The sequence below is a fragment of the uncultured Acetobacteroides sp. genome, assembly GCF_963667355.2.
GTDB lineage: Bacteria > Bacteroidota > Bacteroidia > Bacteroidales > ZOR0009 > Acetobacteroides.
Genome location: NZ_OY763328.2, coordinates 3,943,435 through 3,966,830, shown reverse-complemented (window position 1 = coordinate 3,966,830; position 23,396 = coordinate 3,943,435). Strand labels below are relative to the sequence as shown.

The window sequence follows — 23,396 nt, the reverse complement described above, 5'->3', positions numbered from 1 at the left end:
TCTTCGATTATACTACGCTTAGCAAGGGCAGAGACAATGCACACCACTGCACCCGCAATGCAATTTGCAATTTGTTATGCTAAGTATTTTTATAATTTGAACTGCTTTATTTTCTTCTTTTTAACTTCAGCTAAAGTTTCTTTTACCTCACTAAATTCTATTATGTTTTGACTATTTAATTTGGAAATAAAACCATTAAAATCATCATCTTGATCTTTCTTTAAGTCTATAATTTCTCGTCCTTTTATACCAGTTGGCGTTATCGTATCAAATTCAACGTCTCCAAAAGAAACAAAAACGAATTTGTTTGTATTTGTTTTTATTTCCTCAAGAATTAGTTGGTATTCGGTGCCAACACCTCCTTCAAATGCATCTGCCTTTTTTTTGTATTTTTCTGTAAGTACAACAATTACTTTGTCTGAGTTTTGAATACCTTCAACCATCATTCGATTAAAGTTAGTTGATGTTTCTTCTTGGGATATCTTTCTATCCATTGAGGCGTTGTATCCTTTTTCCTTCCTAAGAAAATCAACGAAAGAAATAATCAAATCATTGAAATCCTCTCCACCCCAAGCATAAGTTACAAAAACAGAAATTGCTTTATCCAAATTCATAGCAGGCATGCTAAAGTTTTCTACGGGCTTTTGTGATTTTTGAATCTTCTTTAATCCAATAATAAGTTCCTGCCGAACTTTGTCTAAGATATATTGAAGTGATGCCTTTCCAAAGCGATAATATGCAGATGTAAGATTATAACCAGGATTATTATATTTCAGAATATCATTCAGCAGGCTTACTTGTCCTCCGGGCATTTTTTTTAGAACAAGAGCCTTCCTCAAACTTTCTAAATTGTTTTCTATGAAACTAATGCCATCAGGTGATACCGTGGTTGAAATATCAAATCCAATTTGGTCAGAAATTTTTGAAAAGTCTAGTGGGTATTGTTGATGTACAAATCGTCCAAATGAATCTTGTATATCCCCAACAATTTCTGCATTTATTCTCCGATATTCGGGGATTTCCTTACCCGCATATCCATTTATTTCATCATCAATAAATTCAATAAATCTCTCATCCTTTGCGTTCTCGGCATATTCTTTAGCTTCCAATAAAAGAAGGCTGAGTTTGCCTTCTCCACTTAATAATCTGTTTATTAGCTCTTCCATTTCTGTTTGTTTAATATTTTGCATAACGGTGGCGGTATGAAAAGTTGCCGATTGCGGGCGATTTCCTGTCAAGTTACACAAAAGTTGAAGCGGGCTACAACCCTTGAATAACCAACTATTCCGGCAATTTTTTATACCGCGTGTTGTGTACAGTTTTTTTTGTTTTTTTCAATTCTTTCTCTATAATATTTTTGACAATTTTTTCAATTTCAGCAGAGTCCGCTTTTTTTAATTTGCGATTATTCAACTTAACTTCATTAGATGAACTAATTATTTCTTTTAACCAAGCTGATAATAATCCAACTGCCAATGTTGTCGCATTACTAACAATCAATGTAACTATAAATTCACTACTTAAGAAATTATTTGATGATATATCGATTTTGTCAAAAATTACTTTCAGATCATCTATTGATAAATCATTTATAATTTCTTCTCTTTTTGTTTTTATTGTTATTTTCATTTAATTATCTATATTTTTTTAAATCAATAAAACAAGTTTTGTAATAAAAATCAAGCACTTCATTTATACCTTCAAATTCTTCTATGGTGCAGTAATTCATATATATATTCTTTAAATTCTCAAATCTTTCGCTAGCATTTGGATATAAAAGAGTTTTTTGTTTTTTTTCTTTCTCTAAAAATTCTAATATTTTAAAAAAGAATAATGGAGCTGTTTTATAACCAATTATATTTTTAAACAAGTTCAATTCCGAATTTTCATTTGAACATTTGAACATTAATTGTATTCCCAATTTGTCTGCCTCTAATTCTTGTTTTTTTATTTGTTTAATTGCCAATTGTATGTCATTTTCGATTAGTTCATTTCGATTCACATTAGTATGTCCCAATTCATGATGAGCCTGTTCATGGCAAATAACAAATAGCATAATAACTCTCGAAAAGGATATCACATCACTATTTAGATTTTTGTATTTTTTCGGAAACTCACTAAAGTTAAGACCTTTAGTTCCCCCTTTTGTATAAAAATCTAAAAATGAGGTTATTGGAGATAATAAATCTTTTGATACAAATTCAGACATATCAATTTTATCCTGTTCAAAATCTATTGTATTCTTTTGAATAGCTTCAAAAGAATAAATAGAGTGATTTATTAGGTAAAGCAGGCCTTCTAGGAAATAATCAATTACTATTATAGGTGTTCCGTTTGGTGCCTTTTCAGCATATCCGTTCAAATTAAGAATAGGAAGATTGAGTAACTCACATTTAATATACATATTTTTTGTCTCCAAATGAAAACAATCATAAATATATTTCAGATAATTTAGTGGTGCAATTTTCTCTAAATAAGATTTATCACTATACTTATTAACATCTTCAATCTCTCCATTTTTCATTGAGTTTTCATACAAATCAAAATGGTTTCTTGTCAATGAATCATTGATTTTGTAATAACCAGTCTTAATTCTTAATGATTCAATATATTCACTATCTGTCATTTTGTTTTATTAGAATTGTACACAACTCGTTTATCCCCCCAACAAACCTGTATATCCCCACCTCTTTTAGGTGTATATCCACAGCTACTGTTGCGGTTGTCTATTTATCCCGTAAACCTCAGCAACCCCGAACAGGGCGCACACGAAGTGCAGCTTACTATTATGCTTACCTAATGTTTACGATTCGAAATATTGGGGGCTAATGTAGAGATTATATGGTGCCGTTGTACTTTTCAGCCTAACTATTTTAGCTGTGGTGGCCAGTAAAGGATCCTTCGGGATTCGCGCAGCTGCAGGCCATACCCTACTAGTAGCATACTATGCCACCCCCATAAAGCCAACACCAACCATCATACAATCGAAAAGCGCTTTTAGAAGTTCTTGAGAAGAAAAATCCCGTAGGGATGACATCGTTATAGCCCCGTGCGTAAGCGCGGGGTAATGGTTGCAGGGTAGAATTCTGCCGCATCGGCCAACCGAAAGAAGAGGTCAGACATCCCATGCGGCATCGAACACCTGCATATTTTAATCGATTAGATGCATATTTTAGTGGAAAAGATGCATCTGAAGATCGATTAGATGCATATTTTAGTAGAAAAGATGCATCTGAAAGTTGATTAGATGCATATTTTAGTGGAAAAGATGCATCTGAAAATTGATTAGATGCATATTCTAGTAGAAAAGATGCATCTGAGGATCGATTAGATGCATCTTTTAGCGCGAAAGATGCAGGCGTAAATCGTTCAGCTGAATCTAAAGGAGGTTTGCTAGAGCTTTATCAGCCCTACATGCAAGGCATAGAGCACCGCATGCGAGTGAAGGCCAACGCCAAACTTGCTGTAGATGCGCTTACGGTGGGTATCAACCGTGTTTTCGCTTTTATCGAGTGCTTCGGCTATGGCCTTGACGCTATTGGAGTAGATTAGCCTTTTTAGCACCTGCTGCTCGGCGTAGGTTATGCCAACACCCCGGCTTTTTTCGGCTATCTCGCAGGTGATGTTGTTAATAACATAGTAAATGCGATGCTGCATCTCCTTTTCCATATATAGAAGGGGAAAAAGCTGCAGCAGCAGGGCATAACCGCCATTGGAGGGTAGCTCTACTAGCTGGTACTTAAAGAGGATGCGCTTGAACTCCTTGCGGCTATTCTGCATTCGACACTCGAATACCAGGGAGTAGCCGCTCAGCACATCCAACGATTTCCCCGAAGCAAACCGATGCCCCTTCTCCCGGCATCGGTCAAAAAAAGCACGGTCATCGTGATGAATCAGCTCCCTAAAATCGCTTACGGTTATGTTTTTCTTGGCGAGGTACTCGAACCCCTCAATGGAACGGCAGTCGAAATGGTAGCATTGCAAATTCTCTTCGCAGATGGCATGCATCATAAAAAATGATTTTGTAGCGCTGCTTACAGGCCTCAACCATTCCCTGTTTGGGTTATTGTAGTCGTCGTTGGATCGCGTTTGTAGAATCCGCTGGTTTAGCTCCTCCTGAAGTGAACGTAGTTTAGCCATAAATCTACTCCTAAATGTAATTTATTCTTTATACCGTTTTTTTTGGGGGCCCTCTCTGTGAGGTTGGAGCGTTTTCTCCATTTGTGCTATTCGGCTGCAGCTGCTATTACGAAGATGCCGAACTCCCCATTTAGTATTACTGTTAATCGAAATTAGAAAAAATTATTTAACGAATGACAACATTCTCCATCAAATAATAGATTATCACCCTACAACGGTATGCTTTTCTGCCATTTAGTACCCCTCCGCCTGTATTGTTTCAGCCTGCACGCTATCCTAACTTTGTGATGTAGCGCTGAATCTATTTTATCAGGTCAGCCAACCGCTCAAATAAGTTCAACAAAAAACCAAAACGCAATGCCAACGATTTTTTTATCGTGTATTCCCTTATCGTTCGATAAGTTTAACACCTACCTACTGAACACCATCTCGTTCCTCTACGATGGAACGTCAACGGCCAACTACGTTCGCTTGGGCATTCCCGAAGCCATTGTCAAAGGTTGGAAGGATATCGGCACCCAGTGGACCCCGCTTTACAGCAAGTACTCCGATAAGTACAACCTCCGCACGCAAGCCGTCAGCGACGAGCTACGCGCCATGATCGAATCAACCCGGAAGTACGAAGAGGAGAACCACCTCATTGCCCTTGTAGCGATATCGCCCAAGGCTACCGTTACCGATATGGAGACCTTCAACATTAATGGCGCTAATGGGCAAAAGAAGAACCGAACCGTTCCGCAAAGCCAGATCACCAGCCTTGTTAACGCCATCCTGAAACCAATAGGCGGCGGCTCCATTTCCATTAAGTGCTACGACGCCAACAGCAAGCGCGCCTCTATTAAAGAAACCGCCAACTGTGTCCAGTATCGCTACTGCATTGGCAACACCGCACCAGCTTCGGTTGAAGATGCTATCTTGGATATGGACATTTCGACCAAAAGCTCATTTATCCTACAAGCGGGAGCCGAAAACGAGGGGAAACGCCTGCACATCTACTTCCGCTGGTACAACACCAAGCATCCCGAGATAGCGAGCCCTTGGTGCCCTCTCCAAAGCGCCATCATCGTTTAGCGTCAACCAATCCTACCAATAGCAGCAAGGGCGAAAGATGTTTCGCCCTTACTTTTTGCCGCTACTCGATGCAAGCAGGGATTTCGCTTTTAAGTTTACACTACTCTATTTCGAAGGATATCCCACGCTGGCGGGGGTTAGGGGGTGGATTCTTAGGAGTGTACAGCTGCCATTGAACACAATTAAACCCGCAAACCAACATACGGCAAGCAGACCATCCGAAAAGTATCAACCCCCTTCCGTAAATACCGTGGCGAAGCCACACCATCCTCGTCGTGGGTTCTGTTCGAAGCGGACGGAGCAACCGCCAACTTCTAGTAAATAGCAAAGTACTAATGCGCGTGCAAACCTTTATCGTGTATAAACGCCCCACGCCGAAGGCTGCGAGTTAAGCCACGACAGCCTTTCTTTGTTTCGTTTCTTTGGGCACAAAGAAATGAAAAGGAGAAGCATACAGAATCTATGCAACCACAAAGCCCCTTAAAAAAATAGCAACCCACCCCTACCCCTCCCAAGGAGGGGATAAGCAGCCCTGATTGCAGTTAGAACGTTATTCTCGAACTTCTGAATATTTCAGAACTCGCAAACCAACCTACGGCAAGCAGACCATCCGTAAAGCATTAACCTGCTTCCGTAAATACCGTGGCGAAGCCACACCATCCTCGTCGTGGGTTCTGTTCGAAGCGGACGGAGCAACCGCCAGCTTCTAGTAAATAGCAAAGTACTAATGCGCGTGCAAACCCTTATAGCGTATAAACGCCCCACGCCGAAGTCTGCGAGTTAAGCCACGACAGCCTTTCTTTGTTTCGTTTCTTTGGGCACAAAGAAATGAAATGCAAAAATGAAACGAGAAGTTACCCACTCCTGCCTCCCGTACAAACTGAGGATTACATGCCGCCATCAAGCAACTAGAGCGTATAAAAGCAAACCAACCACAAATCGTCAACCACCATCCGTAAATGCAGCACAAGTCTCTCATTCCTCTATTCCGAAACGTTCCCACATAAAAATGTAAATCTTTAAACAAAAAATCTTTGTAAAAATTAGGTTAAATCAACAATACGAATATCTTTGGAAAATATTCAAACAAAAATTTAGTTCACACCTATGAAAAAAATCATCATCACACTGGCGTTTAGCTGCCTAATAGGGCTTACCGCCACATTCGCGCAAAAGGTTAACAGCGTTGCCGTAAAAGACTTCACTGCTGAATACATTACAATTGGTGAAATCCCATCATTTAGTAGCAACGTCAGAATTGGAGTCGACTTTGGACAAAAGATTGCCAGCAGCTGGAAATCGAAGGAGATCGTTCTAACAGATGACGAAGGTAAACCGATGGATTTCAACACAACCGTTGCCGCGCTTAACTTTATGTACCAAAATGGCTACGAGCTAGTAAACACCTACACCCTTAAAAGTGGCGAAGAGCTCATTCCTCGTTTCGTACTAAGAAAGAAGAAGAACTAGCAACCGCTTCATAGGCCATAAAAAGGCACTCGCTTGCACTATACGGAATTCGACTAGGGGTTCCGTATATTTTTTTACTACCATAATATGTGCTTAAAGACTATTCGCGTAGATATTCAGCCTTAGCGTCAGATATAAATTCCGCATCGTTATTTCGGGCGCTTCAAATATATCCCGTTCCATCATCAACCATTTTCCGCCCCAAGAAGATGCGATTGCCCTAATTCGCCTAAATAGTCGCAAAGAAATGAGCAGCACCTTATGGGGAGAAATCGTAGCTAAACAAGCTCACTACAATTTTGTTATACCATTGACACATAATTAGCATAGGCGTAAGGTTTGATCCTAAAACGAAAGAGTAATGAGTACTGGTAGGAAGAAGTATGCCGCATTACTGGTTGCCGTGCTTTTAGCATACGCCCAGCACGGCTATGCAGGTCCACCATTCTTTACCGACGACCCGCAACCAGTATCTCTTAAGCATTGGGAGTACTATATTTCGTCGGTTAACACCTATCAACCCAATGCATGGTCGGGAACCTCTCCCCATTTCGAGGTAAACTATGGGCTAGTTAAGAATGTACAGGTGCATCTTCTGCTACCCGTTAGCTACATCCACGTCCAACATCAAAAAACCAGATTCGGATATGCCGATACCGAATTCGGCGTAAAGTACTGCTTCGTACAGGAAACCGACAGCCGTCCGCAGGTCGGCATTTTCCCCATTTTAGAGATACCCACCATCAAAAATGGCAGCTTTAGCGATGGGAAGACCAAAGCATTCCTTCCGGTATGGGTACAAAAATCGTGGGATAAGCTCACCACCTATGGTGGTGCCGGCTACTGGATAAATCCGGGTAAGGGTAACAAGAACTCTATATTCGTAGGATGGGAATTACAGTACGATTTCTCGAAGATGATAACGCTAGGCGGGGAACTTTACTACCAAACCGCCGATGCAGTAGGCAGCAAATCAACGGCTGCCGTTAACTTCGGCGGATTTATCAACATAAGCACCAAAACCCACTTCATCTTTTCCGTTGGCCATAGCGTAATGCACGAGAGCACCTTTACCTCCTACCTAGGCTTACAGTGGACAATATAACGGCTAGCAATTTTTTTAGTATATACACCTAGTTCCCCTTTTGTTTAATATAATCAGCAACAACGAATAGAGCCATGAGCTATAGAGTAGAACGAGATTCGATGGGCGAAGTGCCCGTTCCGTCCGACCACCTTTGGGGAGCGCAAACGCAGCGCTCGCTGCAGCATTTTGCCATTGGCGGCGAAGGCGCCACCATGCCCATAGAGGTAATCCACGCCCTGGCGCTGGTAAAGCGCGTCGCCGCCGAGAGCAGCTGCGAGCTGGGGGTGCTGCCGGGCTGGAAGATGGAGCTGATCGTGCAAGCGGCAAAGGAGATCGAAGAAGGGAAGCACGACGCTGAATTCCCCCTAAAGGTTTGGCAGACCGGATCGGGCACCCAAACCAACATGAACGTCAACGAGGTGATCGCCAACCGCTGCCAGCAGCTCTTTGGGGAGCCGCTCGACGCGCCGCACCGCATCATCCACCCCAACGACGACGTCAACCTGGCGCAATCGTCGAACGACGTGTTCCCAACGGCCATGTCCATCGCCACGTACGCCATCATCGAGCAGCAGCTACGGCCCAAGCTCCTCCGCCTACGCGCTGCGCTGCACCAAAAGGCCGAACAGCTTGCTAGCATCGTCAAGATCGGGCGCACCCACACCATGGATGCCACCCCCATCACGCTCGGCATGGAGTTTTCGGGGTACGCCTCGCAGCTCGACCATGGGCTGGAGGCCATCGAGGCCGCACTGCCGCATGCTGCCGAGCTGGCGCTCGGAGGAACAGCCGTAGGCACCGGCCTAAACGCCCCCAAGGGGTTTGCACAGCTGGTTGCCCAAAAGCTGGCAAGGGAAACGGGCTATCCGTTCGTCTCGGCGCCCAACAAGTTCGAGGCGCTTGCCACCTCCGACTCGATGGTTGCCGTACATTCCGCATTCCGAGCGGTTGCAGTCTCCCTAATGAAAGTAGCGAACGACATTCGGCTCCTCGGATCGGGGCCACGGTCGGGCATCGGCGAGCTGCTGCTCCCCGCCAACGAGCCGGGCTCGTCCATAATGCCCGGAAAGGTGAACCCAACGCAGAGCGAGGCGCTCACCATGGTCTGCGCCCAGGTAATGGGCAACGATGTGGCCGTTGGCGTAGGCGGGGCGGGCGGCCATTTCGAGCTCAACGTGTTCCGCCCAATGATAATCCTCAACGTGCTCTCCTCCGCCCGCCTGCTGGCAGACGCCTGCGAGTCGTTTAACGTGCACTGCATCGCCGGAATCGAGCCAAACCTGCCGCGCATCCAGCAGCACCTCAACGAATCGCTGATGCTGGTCACCGCCCTTTCGCCGCACATCGGCTACGAGAAGGCCGCGGCCATTGCCCACAAGGCGCTGCACGAAGGATTAACGCTGCGGCAGGCCGCACTAGCCCTGGGCTACGTTACCGCCGAGGAATTCGACCGCTGGGTACGACCGGAGGATATGCTCGGGAGCTAGCGGCCGCAGCCGGTAAACGAAATGGGGCACCGCGTTACCATAAAGTGCTGGATAATACGGCAAATTTCCGCACATCCGTGGTTAAAGCCCCAAAGAATAGCGCTACTTTTGGGCGTTCATTCGAAATCATTACCGTATTAATACTTACTATACCACATGAGAGCGCTTTTCCTTCTACTAGCACTACTCGCCATCGGGCAGTCCAGCCTTGCCCTCGACCAGGAGAAAACCGACAAGCTAACCCAGGCGCTAGGCAAGCTATGCAAGGGCGGAACCATTAAGGGATTTGCCGTAGCCGTGGTTAACCCCGACAGCCTTATCTACGCCAACGGATTCGGTTACGCCAACGTCGATGAAGGAACGCTCTATACCCCCAACACCATTCAGCCTATCGCGTCGGTTAGCAAGCTTTTCATCGGGGCTTCGCTGATGAAGGCGCAGGAGCTGGGACTACTGCGCCTAGACGACGACGTGAACAAGTATCTCCCCTTTAAGCTGGTAAACCCACACCATCCCAACGAAATTATCACCCTCAGGCAGCTGGCCATGCACACCTCCGGCATAAAGGACACCAAGAACTACGAAAAAACGTACGTCTTCGACGAAACAATCCCCCCCATTTACAAGTCGGAACCCATAGGCGCCAAAAGAATTCTGATGAAACAGTATGTCGACCTGTACAACTCCAACACCCGCATGCCCATGGTGGAGTTTCTTAAGCGCATCTACTGCAGCGACGGCGAATGGTACGACAAAGATTGCTTCAGCAAGGATAAACCAGGGGCGCACTACGAGTATAGCAACTGCGGAGCCGCCCTTGCCGCGCTGGCCATCGAGGGCGCTTCGCACATGAAGTACTCCTCCTTCGTGCAGGCCAACATCATTAACCCCCTTGGGATACAAAATACGGGCTGGGCGATGAACCAGTTCGATGCCAACGAAAAGGCATCGCTCTACCTCTCCGGCACTCAGATCCCCACCTACGAGCTAATCACCTATCCCGACGGAGGCTTTGCCACCAGCATCGTAGAGTTCAGCAAATTCTTCCGCGCTGCCATGCAGGGGTACACCGGCCGGAAGAATATCCTTTCGCCAGCCAGCTACCGCGAGATGCTATCAGCACAGCCGGCATCCCATTCGGAGAACGGGATATTCTGGGAGGTTAAGCCTAAGGTTATTGGGCACTCCGGCGCCGATCCTGGCGTCAGAACGCTCGCCTACTTCTACAAGGAGACACTCACAGGCTACCTGCTCTTCTTCAACACCAGCGATACCAAAACCATTTCAACCGAGATCAACGAAATCTTCAAGCTCCTCAAGGATGCATACCAGCCAGCGACAGCAGCACAGGAGGTTCACTAGAACAGGAATCGACGTAGCGGTGAACTGGCAGCGCCGAATTCCAAATGACTTGACCGTTACGCAAAGCCTCCAAATCTTTGCCCGAGGCTAAAAGAATAAAAGCCAAGATTACGGGCCTATAACGGTTTAGGTGAGCAAGTTCTCTCTCCTAAGCACCCATCAACCACCTTACGGTTGTAAGCTAGAGGTATACTGTTCCACCGCATGCAAACGTGGCGTTATTCAAATTCAATACTTTCGGATTACTGTTCGGCAACCATTATGCGGCATCGGTAAAGGGGGATAAGAAAGACCTAGGCAGCTTCACCGTAGCCAAAAGCCCATAAGAACTTCAACATAAATAGCCCCAAGAAGGACTCTGGGAGCAAAGGCAATAACAATGAATGGCTACGAAGTGGCTAGCTGTATTCCACAGCAAACGCACAGCCGCGTCTGCCACCCAACCGAACCGTTATAGAACCCAGACTTCAGGCTAGAAAGAGCCGTCATCGGCCTTCGAATAAAAAAATGCAGATAAATTCCCCCTATCCTCTTTATGAAAGCGCAAAACGGTACCCTCCCTCGCCAACATTACGCATCCCAAAGGCAAAACTCCCTTTTCGTACCACCTCAATAAAAAAGGGCATCCGAAAACGGATGCCCCTACTTTACAACCTATAAAAAGACCAATGGCGGGGATTTCACAACCCCTTCTTTCTTTCTATCTTTTTCAACCGTTCGCGGTTGTGGATAAGCTTATACACCCACGAGTAGATGATTGGCAGCACCAGCAGCGTCAGAAAGGTGGAGGTGATGAGCCCGCCAATCACCACAATGGCCAGCGGCTTCTGGCTTTCCGAGCCAATGCCGGTAGATATGGCCGCCGGCAGCAGGCCGATGGCGCCCATTAGCGCCGTCATCACCACCGGACGAATACGGCTTCGCACACCTTCGCTTACCGATGCCGTTAGCCCCTTGCCCTGCAGCAAATTATTGCGGAAAACGCTGATAAGGATAACCCCGTTCTGAATGCAGACCCCAAACAGCGCAATAAAGCCGATGCCGGCGCTGATGCTGAAGTTCATTCGGGTAAGATGCAGCGCCAGTATCCCTCCGATAAGGGCAAAAGGCACGTTAAGCAGCGTAAGCATCGCATCCTTTACGTTGCCAAAGGTCATAAACAGCAGAAGAAAGATGGCCAGCAGGCACACGGGCACCACATGGGCCAACGTCGACGAGGCCCGCTGCTGGTTTTCGAACTCGCCGTTCCACGTCATCTCGTAGCCCGATGGCAGCGCGAACGCCTTCGAGACGTTTCGCTGCGCTTCGGCGATGGTGCTCCCCAAGTCGCGCTCGCGAACCGAGAACTTAACGGCAATGTAGCGCTTGTTGTTGTCGCGGTAGATAAACGCAGGCCCGGTAAGCGTGTAGAGCCTCGATATTTCCTTGATCGGCACCATCGATCCGTTCATGGTGGGCACCATTAGGTTCCCGATCTTCTCGTAGGTGTCGCGGTACTCCTTGGGGTAGCGCACGCGGATGTCGAATCGGCGTTCGCCCTCGTAGAGCTGCGTTGCCGCCTTGCCGCCCAGCGCTGTTTCTATCACCGAATTGGCATCGGCGGTGCTCACGCCGTAAAGCGCCATCTTCTGCTGGTCGAGTTCAACGCGGAATTCGGGCTGACCGAGGTTCTTAAGGATACCAAGGTCGTCGATTCCTCGTATATTTTTGATGGTATCCTTGGCCTTACGCGCCAGCGAGTCGAGCACCTTGAAGTCGGGCCCGTAGATCTTGATGGCCAGCGCCCCGTTTACCCCCGCCACGGCCTCCTCCACGTTGTCGCGGATGGGCTGCGAGTAGTTGAATACAATTCCGGGGAACGCCTTAAGCTTGTTGTCCATCTCCTGGATGAGCTCATCCTCGGTGATGTGCCGCTTCCACTCCCCCTTCGGCTTCAGGTCCACCTGAATCTGCACGTTGAAGAAGCCCTTGGGATCGGTACCGTCGTTGGTTCGCCCAATTTGGCTGAGGGTCTGCTTCACCTCGGGGAAGCTGTCGAGGATATCCACCATCTGGTCGCTAACCTTCTTGGCGCTTTGCAGGCTGATGCTCATGGGCAGCTCGGCCTCTACCCAAAGCGCTCCCTCGTTGAGCGGAGGGATAAACTCGGTTCCCAGCAGCTTAACGCTAAGGAAGGTTGCCAACAAAATGCCAAAGGCAGCCATTACCGCCAGCCTCGAGTTGCGGTTTACCCAGTAGAATGCCGCCATAATGTTGCGCTCGAAGAAGCGAACAATGGGGTTGTTCTTCTCCTTAACGTTCTTCTTCAGCAAAACGCTGCTCAACGCAGGTACAAAGGTGAGCGTTAGGATCAGCGCACCGAGCAGGGCAAAGCCTAGGGTCCACGCCAGCGGAGAAAACATCTTGCCCTCCACCTTTTGGAAGGCGAAGATGGGCACTAGGCAGGTTAGAATGATAATCTTGCTGAAGAAGATAGCCTTTCCCATCTCAGTTCCCACATTTTTGATGAGCCCCAACTTAGTGAGCTTGTTGTATCGCTCCATGCCAACCTCCTTGGCCAGCGCGTCGAGCGCGACAAACATCCCTTCCACCATCACCACCGATCCATCGATGATGATACCGAAGTCTACAGCCCCCATCGACATCAAGTTGGCCGACATTCCCTTTATCTTCATGCAGATAAAGGCAAACAGGAGCGCCAGCGGGATAACCAGCCCCACGGTTAGCGTAGTACGCCAGTCGGCCATAAAGAGGAATACGATAACGGTGACTAGGATAATGCCCTCTAGCAGGTTATGGATAACGGTATGCGTAGCGTAGTCCATCAGGTTGGTACGGTCGTAGAACACCGAGAGCTGCACATCCTGCGGTTTGAGGCGCTTGTTGAGTTCGTCCACCTTGGCGTTAATACCCTTCAGAACCTCGGAGGGGTTTTCGCCCTTTCGCATCACCAGAATCCCCTCCACCACATCGTTCTCCTTGTCGCGGGTAACCCAGCCTAGGCGGGGAAGTCCCGTTTCGCGAACTTGGGCGACATCCTTCACCAAAATGGGCACACCGTTATCCTTTTTGATGAGCACATTCTCGATATCGGGGATATTCTTGAGCAAGCCAATGCCGCGCACCACGTAGTACTGGCCGTTCTTCTCGATAACATCGCCGCCCACGTTCACGTTGCTGCGCTGAACCGCCTGGTACACGTCGAGCGCGGTAAGCCCATACTGCGATAACAGCTCAGGTCGGGTGTCTAGCTCAAAGCACTTTTCCTCTCCACCAAAGCTATTCACCTCGGCCACCCCGGGCACCTGACGGAACTCGCGATCGAGCACCCAATCCTGAATGGCCGTTAGCTCGCGAATATTCTTGGTGTGGCTTTTTAATGTATACCGATAGATTTCGCCTGTTGGCCCGTATGGAGGCTGTACCTCTGGCTTAACTCCTTCGGGCAAATCAACGTTTGCCAACCGGCTCATCACCTGCTGTCGGGCAAACGCGTCGTCAACGCCATCGTCGAAGATGATGCAGATATAGCTTAGACCAAAAGTGTTGGTCGACCGAAGGCTGACCTTTTTCTGCACAGAAGCCAGCCCTGCCTCAAGGGGAATACTCACAAACTTCTCCATCTCCTCGGCGCTGCGCCCAGCCCATTGCGAGATGATAATGATCTGCGTATTGGTTACATCGGGAAATGTCTCAATTGGCGTGTTCTGATAGGTTATGAACCCAATCACCGCCAGTATCCCCGTAAGGAAAAAGATAAAGTAGCGGTGGTGGAGCGAAAATATGATGACTCGTTTAATAAGCGTATTCATGCTCAATCGTTTTTTAGCCTATAAATGTGTTTTTGTCGGGATCGGAGAACTACTCCATCTTCTCCTTAAGTTGGTTGTAAACCAGCAGCTGGTTTTGGGTGATAACCTTCTCGCCGGCCGACAGCCCCGAACTGATGTAACACGCATCTCCAACGGTTTTGAGCACCGTTACCGGGCGAATGCTATAGTGCGAGCGATCCTTGATCACCACCACAAAGTTTTTGCCGTTCTCGCTCAGCAATGCCGAAGCGCTAACCTCCAAGCCCACCTTCGATTCCTTCTTCGACACAAACACATCGGCGTACATGCCAGGCTTCAGCAGCATGTCCTTATTAGGGATAACGATCTTCACCTTCATCACCTTGCTCACGGGGTCGAGCACGCTCGAAGCCTTGTCCACCTTGCCGCTAAAGATTCTATCCGGATAACTCAGCGTCCTCACCTTAGCGCTAAAGCCCACGCCAACGTTGGCAATGTCGCGCTCAAAGACGTTAGCCCAGATCCAAACGTTGTCCAACGCCGCCACCGTAAAGAGGCTGGCCCCATTATCCGTGCGGATGAAGCTACCCTCCGAGATATTGCGCTCTACGATAAAACCACTTATTGGCGATTTGATAGCGTAGGTCCCCCCCGACTTGGCAGCGCCACCTCCATTAATGCTCAGCTGCGAGCTGATCTTGCTCACCGCCGATCGCGCCTTCTGAACGTTATTACGCGCCTCTTGATAGTCGCGCTCGCTCGACAATCCGCTGTGGTACATCCCCTCCACGTTTTGCAGGTTGCGCTGTGCGGTTGCCAAATCGGCCTTAGCGCCTTCCAGATCGCTGTATCCGCCAGCAATATCGGCGCTTTTGATAACGGCAAGCACCTGCCCTTTCGATACCCTATCGCCCAGCGAGGCCTTTACATGCAAAACCTGACCACTGTTGGAGGGATATATCTTTGCCATCTTGTTTTCGTCGCAGCCCACCTCTCCAGTAAGCTTTAGCGCATCCTCAATGGGAGCCATCCGAACGGTATCGATGGCTATCATGCTCATCAGCGTGTCGCTAAGAGCCTCTGCCTTCTTGCTGCTGCTCTCGGCGCTCTTACTATGCGAGCACGATGCTAAGGAGATCGCAACAATCCCTGCTATTCCTAGATATGAATACTTCATAGTAGCATTAATTTAGTTTTCGGAACACCTCAGCAAGCCCAACCAGTGGATTTCGCATCTGAGGTATCGCGTATTAATGAATGGTTTTACTTAGTTACTTAACGATAGATGCCCCAACATGGAAGTTCAACTCCTCCTTGGCAAGCTGGTACTTCATCCACCTGTCGTTCCAGTCAAGACGATTCTCCTTGTAGCTGTCGTAGAGATCGAGGAACTCCACCAGGCTCATGTTGTGGCGTAGGTACTGCCCCTTTGCCGCATCAATAAGGCCCTTGTAGCTGGATATAAAGGTCGAATCGGATTTGCCAATAGCCTTTTGGTACTGTGCCAAGATTTGGTAGCTGCTAGCAATATCCTCAATCGCACGATTAGACTGGGCGTCGAGCTGTGCTTGCGCGGCATTCGCACTTGCCTTTGCCGCGCTGATGTTTCCCTGATTACGGTTGAAGAAAGGGAGATCGAAGGAGGCTGAAAGTCCAACATACTTCTTTGTTGGTCCTCCAACCCTGTCGTACTGCGCCCCGAAAGTCACATCGGGAACGGCCAGCGAGCGCTGCATCTTGATGTTCTGCTGCGCCATTAGCAGGTTTTGCTGGGCAATCTGCACGTCTGGTCTATTTGCCGAGGCACTGTCGATAAGGGCACCAAGCGGAGGCAACGAAATACTCGAGGCTTGCTGCTGCCAACCCTCGTCGAGTATCGGACGGTAAACCTTATGCGAGGTGTGCAGCAGCAGGTTCAAGTCGTGCTCCAACGCCACCACCTGGGCGCCAACCTCCACCTTCTGGTGCTCTAGCGATTCCTTTAGGGCAACCATGCGAAGGAAATCTTTTGCGGCAACGTTGCCCTTCTCCTTCTGCTCTTGGTATCCCTTAACAATCGATACGATGGAGCTTAGCTCCTCGTCAAAAAGCAGCTCCGACTGCTGAAGAAAATAGAGTTGGTAAAAAGTACTAGCAAGCTGATACTTTAGGTTTCGCATCAAGTCGATGTACGAAAGTTCGCTCACCTTATAGCCAATCTTTGCCAGCTCGATTTGGTTGCGTCGTTTTCCAGCAATCGAAAAGAGCTGCTGCAGCTGCAGGCTGTACTCTGCCTGATTGCTCATGTCAAAAAACTTCTTTTTCTCGCCCGAATAAGCTTCACGCGACGCGCTAAACGATGGATTGGCAAACAGCTTCGCCTGCTTTACAAGGGCATCCGCCGCATCCATGTTGTAGCGCTGGGCTATAAGATCCAAATTGTTCGACAAGAAGTCCTGCTGAACCTTACTTAAGGACACGCTGAGCGTATCCTGAGCCCTGGCATACTCCATGGCCAAGGCACACAGCAATAGTAACCCTACACGTTTCATACGTTTTAAGTTGATTTAAGTGGTCGAATACTCCTGCAACAAACCATGCAGCTGCAACACAAGTAGCCAGCAGCAGCACACGTAAGCTACAGAACTAAATATTTAATGAAAGACGTAACATGCACCGCATGCAATGATGGAAACAGTGCCAGCAGATACTGCTAGCAAACGGAAGGAGGTGGAGTGATGATATCCGTATAGCACCCCGAAATAGCGCTATCGTTTATATAAGCAAACGAGAGTTGCGTAGCACTACCGCAGCATATCTGACAAAAAGATCGAATGGCAGGATCTTTCTTGATAACCTGATGATGGTTCTTATGTGTTAGCTGACGTTTATGCCTCTTTAGGTGATGGAGGAGCAGCTGAGCAATCGTTGCATCATGCCCTGTGGAGATAGAAGAGTGTTTACTCGAATGGCAGAAGGGACACTGATCATAGCTATTCAAATCGTAAACAGCAGGAATAAAAAGGTAGACAATCGTGTAGAACACGAATCCCAAAAACACCCTACTCAATACTGTTCTATTATCCCGCATTCGTAACTCTTACTGTTGCCACAAAGGTATCTACAGTGTTTCAACATTAACACTCCAATCTGTTCCTATTAGTATTCTTTAATCAATAGATAAGGCATTACAAAAAATGTAAAACGCAAAAGAGAGACAACTTAAATTGCGATCAACCCTTTACACAACTAGAAAAATCAGCCATTAACAAAGTGTAAACAAAACCTAAGCTAAACCCAAGGGCCAAAAGTTACACCAATCTCTCAGATGGAATCTTCACAGATAGTCGTGAAACTCATATTAGAGCATAAACTATCATGAGAAAACAATCCAAAAGCATAAAAACAGAAAGCCCATCGAGGATCATCCCGATGGGCTTTCGTCATATCTTAAAGGACCTGCTACTAGCGGAAGGTAAAGCCTAAACCAGCGGTGTACATCGACGTACCGGCGTAGGTGTAGTCACCAAAGAGCATAAACACGGCCAGTTTAACGCGAAGACCAGCATTAAACATCATCCCGGTAGAGGTATAGTCGAGGTTGAATGGATCATTTCCTCCATTAACGGCTATCCCATTGTACTGGTAGTGCCCTTTCAGCTTATAGTTGCTCGAACTGCTGTTGTAGCCAATGCCTCCGTAAACAGTAAGCACCGGAATCGACTTAGAAACGAGCAAACGTGCGGTATACGAGGTCGCATCTGTCGACAGTTTTTGATCGCTGTAGTTTGGATCGGCATAGCTATTATTTGCCATATCCCACGAAAGGTTGTACTTGGTCATTCCCCAGAATGCCGACATATTAAAGGGGAGCAGCTTGAACACCGGAATAAATTCCTTGAACTCGTTTCTAAGACCAATACCCCACAATCCGAATTTACCATCGTCTCCAATGCTAATCTTAGGAATAAAACGAACCGAAACATCGGTATGGAAAGGAAGACCAACAGCAATGTTGTAGTTAACCATTGGCATGACAGGAATGTTAGCGCCTTGAGGAAGCTTCATGGTCTGCGAAGGAAGCTTCTTTAGAAAAACAGTCGCTCCATCTTCATCCTTACCAAGAACGGTAGGAGTAGTAGCACCTGCGGCATGTCCCAATTCCTTCAGTTCGAGCTTCGACAAATCAAAACTCTTCATCGACGAAGAAACCGGAATGGCAGTTGCCGAAAAGGTGATATCAAAACCGCCTAGCTTATGAGGCTTTGCCGAAGTGTACCAACCGGTGTTAAGAGTTTTACCAAACTCCTCGCCAAAAGGTCTCATGTACTCTTTTGCCAGCACGGTAACATCGCTCTGCGCATCCTTATACAGCTTCAGCAGCTCGGCAATATCCGTTTGGGCAAAGCTGGGCACGCTAAAAGCCAAGGCTAGTACAGCTAACAACAATTTCTTTTTCATATTTCTCATAGTGGTTGTTTATTATCCGAGGCTAAAAGTATAAAAATGAAAATCATTACCTAGTTTGGTTTAGCAATTTTACAAAATATGCTAACCACGTTTTAGTAATCCGCAAACGAACTGCTATCTTTAACCTCAAATAAAATGGGTATGCCCAGCAATATTCCTTTAGCCGAACGATTACGCCCCCACAACCTCGACGGGTATGTAGGACAACAGCACCTTGTTGGTCCGAAGTCTGTTCTGCGCCGTTTTATTGAGTCGAAGAACATCCCCTCGATGATCTTTTGGGGACCTCCAGGAGTTGGAAAAACAACGCTTGCCAACATCATCGCCAAGGAGGTCGATCGCCCCTTCTTTATCCTCAGCGCCGTAAACTCGGGCGTAAAGGATGTTCGCGAGGTAATAGAAAAGGCCAAGTCGCAGCGCTTCTTCAACACCCCTTCGCCCATCCTATTCATCGACGAAATCCACCGCTTCAGCAAGTCGCAGCAGGATTCGCTGTTGGGCGCCGTAGAGCAGGGCATCGTTACGCTGATTGGCGCAACAACCGAGAATCCCTCCTTCGAGGTGATATCTCCGCTCCTATCGCGCTGCCAGGTGTACACGCTAAAGCATCTTGAGGAGAGCGAGCTCATTGGTCTTGTAGACTACGCCATAGAGCACGACATCGACCTTAAGGAAAAACAGATAAAGGTGGAGGAGTACGATGCGCTCATCCGCTTTAGCGGCGGCGATGCACGTAAGCTACTCAACATTCTGGAGCTACTTGCCGCTACCGCCGACGAGGTCACCATCACCAATAAGATGGTGGTGGATAAGCTGCAGGAGTCAACCGCCATGTACGACAAGGATGGCGAGCAGCACTACGACATCATCTCGGCATTCATCAAGAGCATCCGAGGAAGCGACCCCAACGGTGCGTTATACTGGCTTGCGCGAATGCTTGCCGGCGGCGAAGACCCCAAGTTCATCGCCCGCCGACTGGTAATTTCGGCTGCCGAAGACGTTGGCTTAGCCAACCCCAACGCGCTGCTGCTAGCCAACGCCGCATTCCAATCGGTACACGTTATTGGAATGCCCGAAGCACGCATTGTGCTCTCCGAGGCAACCGTTTACCTGGCAACAAGCCCAAAAAGCAACTCTGCCTACACGGCTATCGACGAGGCGCTGGCGTTTGTCCGCAACACGGGCAACCTTCCCGTTCCGCTACACCTGCGCAACGCCCCAACCAAACTGATGAAGAACCTAGGATACGGGAAAGATTACCTCTACCCTCACGTTTATCCCGGCAACTTTGTTCAGCAGGACTACCTGCCTACCGAAGCGGGAAACACCAAGTTCTTCGAGCCCCAAAACAACTCGAAGGAGAAGGAGATCCGCCAACGAATGCAGATCTACTGGAAAGAGAAGTACAAATATTAAAGATAAACCCCATGCAATTAAACCTCGAAAAGCTCAAGCATCAGGATAGCGGCAACTTCTTCTTGCTAGCAGGTCCATGTGTTGTGGAGAGCGAAGAAGTGGTGATGGAGGTAGCCGAAAAAATGGTTGCCATTACCAACAGGCTTAATATCCCCTACGTATTTAAAGGATCGTACCGCAAGGCCAACCGCTCGCGCCTCGACTCGTTTACTGGTATTGGCGACATCGAAGCGCTAGAAATCCTCAAAAAGGTAGGCGAAAGGTTCGATATCCCAGTTGTTACCGACATTCACGATAAGGAAGAGGCTGCCCTTGCCGCTCAGTACGTTGATATCCTTCAGATACCCGCATTCCTTTGCCGTCAAACCGACCTTTTGGTGGCTGCCGCACAAACCGGCAAGTACGTAAACATCAAAAAGGGGCAGTTCCTTGCCCCCGAAGCCATGCAGTTTGCCGCCAACAAAATTAGGGAAGCCGGCAACGATAAGGTTATGCTTACCGACCGTGGATCAACCTTCGGCTACTACGACCTGATTGTCGACTACCGCGGAATCCCAGAGATGCAGAAAACAGGTTGCCCCGTCATTCTCGACATCACCCACTCGCTACAGCAACCCAACCAATCGAGCGGCGTAACCGGAGGCAAGCCCGAACTTATCGAAACCGTTGCCCGCGCAGGTATCGCCGTTGGCGTAGATGGACTATTCATCGAAACACACCCCAACCCAGCCGTTGCCAAGTCGGATGGCGCCAACATGCTCCGCCTCGACCTTATGGAGAACCTGCTAGAGCACCTGGTAGCAATCCGACAAACAATAAGGAAATTCTAGTAGCACTAGCATACCAACCCCAGGGCAGTTGCTCTGGGGTTGCTTTTTCAACCAATTATCAAAGCAACCATGTTCATCATCTCATTAACCTACAAGGTGCCCACAAGCGTTGTTGACCAGCACCTACCCGCCCATGTCGAATTTCTTAGGGAGCAATACGCAAAAGGTAGCTTCATAGCCTCTGGCAGAAAAGTTCCAAGAACCGGTGGCGTCATTCTCTCCAATATTTCTAGCAAGCAAGAGGTCGAAAAGATCGTAGCACAAGACCCCTTCAACCAAAACGGCGTTGCCAACTACGACATCATCGAATTCATCCCAACAATGACCTCTCCGCAGCTCGACTTTCTTAAGGAGTAGCCCCTTCTCTGTTAGATGAAAGCCCGTCATGCGAGCTGCATGCGACCACCAAAACAATTACATTCACCTGAAAGTAATTTTGGAAGCAAAGCGGCAAAAAATATATGCAACAAATAATCTGGACTCTTTATCCTCCCGTTTGAACGGGAGGCAAGGGGTGGGTTATGCATTATCATTCTGCATTTATGCATGTCACCCCTCCCCCTTTCCCCAACTTAACGGATAAATGCAGCGTTTCGTAAATTACAGAAGCAAAATCTCCACAAAAACACCAGAACTATTGTATAATTTTCACGATTAACATACCTTCACCTCGTTTTAAAAACCACCTGCATCTTGTGCAGCACATCAAGGTAACGCATCAGCGCTATAAAGCATTCGCCACAAGGGCAAGTAGGAATACAAGCAAACATTCTACCACAAGCTAAACAACAACCTATGAGAACAACACTAAAGCCATTGCTGCTTCTAGTCTCCATGGCAATTGCCACCGCCTCGTTCTTCGCATGTAACATCAGTACCAACAACGATTCCAACAAAAAGCGGGTCGAAGGCAAAGGCGATCTCGTTCAAAAGACCATCGACCTCGACAGCTTTACCGCAATCGACATCGAAGGACAAGCCGACGTTAAGGTAACCTACGGTCCAAAACAGATTGTAAAGGTTCAGGCACAGGCCAACATCCTCGAGCTGCTAGATTTTACCGTTACGGAAGGCAAGCTAACCATTGGCACCAAAAGCAACTACAGCATCCAGCACTCCAAGGGCATCACGGTCGAGATCGTCACCCCTAATGCCATTACCGACTATAGCATCTCGGGTGCCGGTAATATATCAATAGCCGGTAAGCCTCAACAAAACCTGAATATCAAAATTGCAGGCGCCGCCAAATTCGATGCCTTCGAGCTAGAAGCAGACAACGTTAGCATAGACATCGCCGGAGCTGCCGACTGCGACGTTAAAGCAGCAAAGACGCTCGACGTTTCCATTGCCGGAACCGGCAGCGTCAAGTACAAGGGCAACCCCACCGTTAACAAGTCTATCGCTGGCATTGGCTCGGTAAAAAAGGACGCCGAATAGCCCGAACCACAGCTTTAGCAAATAAATACAGCATCAACAAGCGTAGGTCCTCCTACGCTTGTTTTATTAGCGGGCAAGCCTACCTGCATAGCCACTCACCCCCACAAAAGGAGCAAGGGACAACCACCTAGCCCTAGCGCATAAATCCGCCATTCCACGCAACTCTTGTAAAAACGCGATTCATCGCGCCTCATTCCAAAACCGTTGAAGCACCATTCTAACTAGCGAAGACCCTTTCCTAATCTTCCAACATGCTATTTTGGAGTGATGAGATCTTATTCAGAAACTTCATTATGCTATTTTGGTCACACTCCAAGTCATTCCAGTCATTCTCCAAGCAATTACAGGTATATCTCCAAGCAATCCCGCTACTTTCTTAAGCCATTACAGGTCATCTCTCATGTAGTTCAGCGACTTTCTTAAGCCATTCAGGTCATCTCTCACGCAGTTCAGCAGCTTCATTATGCTATTTTGGTCATCTCTCACGCAGTTCAGCAACTTCATTATGCTATTTTGGTCTTCTCTCACGTAGTTCAGCGACTTTCTTAAACCATTCAGGTCATCTCTCATGTAGTTCAGCGACTTTCTTAAGCCATTTTGGTCATCTCTCACGCAGTTCAGCAGCTTCATTATGCTATTTTGGTCATCTCTCACGTAGTTTAGCGACTTTCTTAAGCCATTCAGGTCATCTCTCAAGCAGTTCAGCAGCTTCATTATGCTATTCTGGTCATCTCTCACGTAGTTCAAGTCATGCAAATCCTATTTCAGCCCCAATCAGATCTCAACTTGCTACGGTCTACACCAATCTTTGCGATATCCCAATAAAAAAGCACCTCCTCCGTAACGGAAGAGGTGC

18 protein-coding genes are annotated in these 23,396 nt (G+C 47.6%); 9 read left to right on the top strand and 9 right to left on the bottom strand.

Annotation, left to right across the window (positions count from 1 at the left end):
* Positions 1 to 89: 89 nt before the first annotated feature.
* From ACHZA1_RS16415 to ACHZA1_RS16400, 4 genes are all read right to left on the bottom strand, one after another.
* Positions 90 to 1,166, bottom strand: coding sequence for a TIR domain-containing protein (locus ACHZA1_RS16415; RefSeq protein ID WP_320052945.1), 1,077 nt, complete (start codon positions 1,164 to 1,166; stop codon positions 90 to 92).
* Between the two features lie 115 nt (positions 1,167 to 1,281).
* Entirely contained in the window at positions 1,282 to 1,629 is a 348-nt protein-coding gene (locus ACHZA1_RS16410) for a hypothetical protein (RefSeq protein WP_320052944.1), read from the bottom strand.
* A gap of 4 nt (positions 1,630 to 1,633) precedes the next feature.
* A complete protein-coding gene (locus ACHZA1_RS16405) occupies positions 1,634 to 2,626 on the bottom strand; it encodes a hypothetical protein (RefSeq protein WP_320052943.1) in 993 nt (330 codons plus the stop codon).
* Positions 2,627 to 3,393: 767 nt separating this feature from the next.
* Positions 3,394 to 4,140 (bottom strand): helix-turn-helix transcriptional regulator, encoded by a 747-nt coding sequence (locus ACHZA1_RS16400; protein WP_320052942.1) that lies wholly within the window; start codon positions 4,138 to 4,140, stop codon positions 3,394 to 3,396.
* Between the two features lie 357 nt (positions 4,141 to 4,497).
* Between ACHZA1_RS16400 and ACHZA1_RS16395 the strand changes: the two genes are divergently transcribed.
* From ACHZA1_RS16395 to ACHZA1_RS16375, 5 genes are all read left to right on the top strand, one after another.
* Complete coding sequence (locus ACHZA1_RS16395) at positions 4,498 to 5,211, top strand: hypothetical protein (protein WP_320052941.1); 714 nt, start codon at positions 4,498 to 4,500, stop codon at positions 5,209 to 5,211.
* 1,107 nt (positions 5,212 to 6,318) lie between these two features.
* Entirely contained in the window at positions 6,319 to 6,681 is a 363-nt protein-coding gene (locus tag ACHZA1_RS16390) for a hypothetical protein (RefSeq protein WP_320052940.1), read from the top strand.
* 361 nt (positions 6,682 to 7,042) lie between these two features.
* On the top strand, positions 7,043 to 7,786 hold the full coding sequence (locus tag ACHZA1_RS16385; protein WP_320052939.1) for a hypothetical protein: 744 nt from the start codon (positions 7,043 to 7,045) through the stop codon (positions 7,784 to 7,786).
* A gap of 74 nt (positions 7,787 to 7,860) precedes the next feature.
* On the top strand, positions 7,861 to 9,255 hold the full coding sequence (fumC, locus tag ACHZA1_RS16380; protein WP_320052938.1) for a class II fumarate hydratase: 1,395 nt from the start codon (positions 7,861 to 7,863) through the stop codon (positions 9,253 to 9,255).
* 156 nt (positions 9,256 to 9,411) lie between these two features.
* Positions 9,412 to 10,617: a serine hydrolase domain-containing protein gene (locus ACHZA1_RS16375; RefSeq protein WP_320052937.1), complete on the top strand. Its 1,206-nt coding sequence runs from the start codon at positions 9,412 to 9,414 to the stop codon at positions 10,615 to 10,617.
* 680 nt (positions 10,618 to 11,297) lie between these two features.
* On the opposite strand, the gene ACHZA1_RS16370 is transcribed toward ACHZA1_RS16375, so the two are convergent.
* The 4 genes from ACHZA1_RS16370 to ACHZA1_RS16355 all read right to left on the bottom strand — a co-directional run bounded on the left by ACHZA1_RS16370 (position 11,298) and on the right by ACHZA1_RS16355 (position 18,857).
* Positions 11,298 to 14,429: a CusA/CzcA family heavy metal efflux RND transporter gene (locus ACHZA1_RS16370; protein WP_320052936.1), complete on the bottom strand. Its 3,132-nt coding sequence runs from the start codon at positions 14,427 to 14,429 to the stop codon at positions 11,298 to 11,300.
* 49 nt (positions 14,430 to 14,478) lie between these two features.
* Positions 14,479 to 15,585 carry an efflux RND transporter periplasmic adaptor subunit gene (locus ACHZA1_RS16365; protein ID WP_320052935.1) on the bottom strand — a complete coding sequence of 369 codons (1,107 nt, stop codon included), beginning with the start codon at positions 15,583 to 15,585 and terminating at the stop codon, positions 14,479 to 14,481.
* Between the two features lie 94 nt (positions 15,586 to 15,679).
* Positions 15,680 to 16,939: a TolC family protein gene (locus ACHZA1_RS16360; RefSeq protein WP_320052934.1), complete on the bottom strand. Its 1,260-nt coding sequence runs from the start codon at positions 16,937 to 16,939 to the stop codon at positions 15,680 to 15,682.
* Positions 16,940 to 17,852: 913 nt separating this feature from the next.
* Positions 17,853 to 18,857: a DUF6588 family protein gene (locus ACHZA1_RS16355; RefSeq protein WP_320052933.1), complete on the bottom strand. Its 1,005-nt coding sequence runs from the start codon at positions 18,855 to 18,857 to the stop codon at positions 17,853 to 17,855.
* A 141-nt stretch (positions 18,858 to 18,998) separates the two neighbouring features.
* On the opposite strand from ACHZA1_RS16355, the gene ACHZA1_RS16350 reads away from it, so the two are divergent.
* From ACHZA1_RS16350 to ACHZA1_RS16335, 4 genes are all read left to right on the top strand, one after another.
* Entirely contained in the window at positions 18,999 to 20,273 is a 1,275-nt protein-coding gene (locus ACHZA1_RS16350; protein ID WP_320052932.1) for a replication-associated recombination protein A, read from the top strand.
* An 11-nt stretch (positions 20,274 to 20,284) separates the two neighbouring features.
* Complete coding sequence (gene kdsA / locus ACHZA1_RS16345) at positions 20,285 to 21,103, top strand: 3-deoxy-8-phosphooctulonate synthase (protein WP_320052931.1); 819 nt, start codon at positions 20,285 to 20,287, stop codon at positions 21,101 to 21,103.
* A 69-nt stretch (positions 21,104 to 21,172) separates the two neighbouring features.
* The gene (locus ACHZA1_RS16340) at positions 21,173 to 21,460 is read left to right on the top strand and encodes a YciI family protein (protein ID WP_320052930.1); all 288 of its coding nucleotides are present in this window, start codon (positions 21,173 to 21,175) and stop codon (positions 21,458 to 21,460) included.
* Positions 21,461 to 21,898: 438 nt separating this feature from the next.
* Positions 21,899 to 22,540 carry a GIN domain-containing protein gene (locus ACHZA1_RS16335; RefSeq protein ID WP_320052929.1) on the top strand — a complete coding sequence of 214 codons (642 nt, stop codon included), beginning with the start codon at positions 21,899 to 21,901 and terminating at the stop codon, positions 22,538 to 22,540.
* Positions 22,541 to 22,924: 384 nt separating this feature from the next.
* On the opposite strand, the gene ACHZA1_RS16330 is transcribed toward ACHZA1_RS16335, so the two are convergent.
* Positions 22,925 to 23,287, bottom strand: coding sequence for a hypothetical protein (locus ACHZA1_RS16330; RefSeq protein WP_320052928.1), 363 nt, complete (start codon positions 23,285 to 23,287; stop codon positions 22,925 to 22,927).
* Positions 23,288 to 23,396 lie beyond the last annotated feature (109 nt).

Bases quoted from the DNA above. Each gene is read 5' to 3' on its own strand.
- ACHZA1_RS16340 (WP_320052930.1), top strand. From the start codon at position 21,173: ATGTTCATCATCTCATTAACCTACAAGGTGCCCACAAGCGTTGTTGAC.
- ACHZA1_RS16415 (WP_320052945.1), bottom strand. From the start codon at position 1,166: ATGGAAGAGCTAATAAACAGATTATTAAGTGGAGAAGGCAAACTCAGC.
- kdsA (WP_320052931.1), top strand. From the start codon at position 20,285: ATGCAATTAAACCTCGAAAAGCTCAAGCATCAGGATAGCGGCAACTTC.
- ACHZA1_RS16385 (WP_320052939.1), top strand. From the start codon at position 7,043: ATGAGTACTGGTAGGAAGAAGTATGCCGCATTACTGGTTGCCGTGCTT.
- ACHZA1_RS16395 (WP_320052941.1), top strand. From the start codon at position 4,498: ATGCCAACGATTTTTTTATCGTGTATTCCCTTATCGTTCGATAAGTTT.
- ACHZA1_RS16370 (WP_320052936.1), bottom strand. From the start codon at position 14,429: ATGAATACGCTTATTAAACGAGTCATCATATTTTCGCTCCACCACCGC.
- fumC (WP_320052938.1), top strand. From the start codon at position 7,861: ATGAGCTATAGAGTAGAACGAGATTCGATGGGCGAAGTGCCCGTTCCG.
- ACHZA1_RS16335 (WP_320052929.1), top strand. From the start codon at position 21,899: ATGAGAACAACACTAAAGCCATTGCTGCTTCTAGTCTCCATGGCAATT.
- ACHZA1_RS16355 (WP_320052933.1), bottom strand. From the start codon at position 18,857: ATGAGAAATATGAAAAAGAAATTGTTGTTAGCTGTACTAGCCTTGGCT.
- ACHZA1_RS16410 (WP_320052944.1), bottom strand. From the start codon at position 1,629: ATGAAAATAACAATAAAAACAAAAAGAGAAGAAATTATAAATGATTTA.
- ACHZA1_RS16390 (WP_320052940.1), top strand. From the start codon at position 6,319: ATGAAAAAAATCATCATCACACTGGCGTTTAGCTGCCTAATAGGGCTT.
- ACHZA1_RS16405 (WP_320052943.1), bottom strand. From the start codon at position 2,626: ATGACAGATAGTGAATATATTGAATCATTAAGAATTAAGACTGGTTAT.
- ACHZA1_RS16365 (WP_320052935.1), bottom strand. From the start codon at position 15,585: ATGAAGTATTCATATCTAGGAATAGCAGGGATTGTTGCGATCTCCTTA.
- ACHZA1_RS16350 (WP_320052932.1), top strand. From the start codon at position 18,999: ATGCCCAGCAATATTCCTTTAGCCGAACGATTACGCCCCCACAACCTC.
- ACHZA1_RS16375 (WP_320052937.1), top strand. From the start codon at position 9,412: ATGAGAGCGCTTTTCCTTCTACTAGCACTACTCGCCATCGGGCAGTCC.
- ACHZA1_RS16360 (WP_320052934.1), bottom strand. From the start codon at position 16,939: ATGAAACGTGTAGGGTTACTATTGCTGTGTGCCTTGGCCATGGAGTAT.
- ACHZA1_RS16400 (WP_320052942.1), bottom strand. From the start codon at position 4,140: ATGGCTAAACTACGTTCACTTCAGGAGGAGCTAAACCAGCGGATTCTA.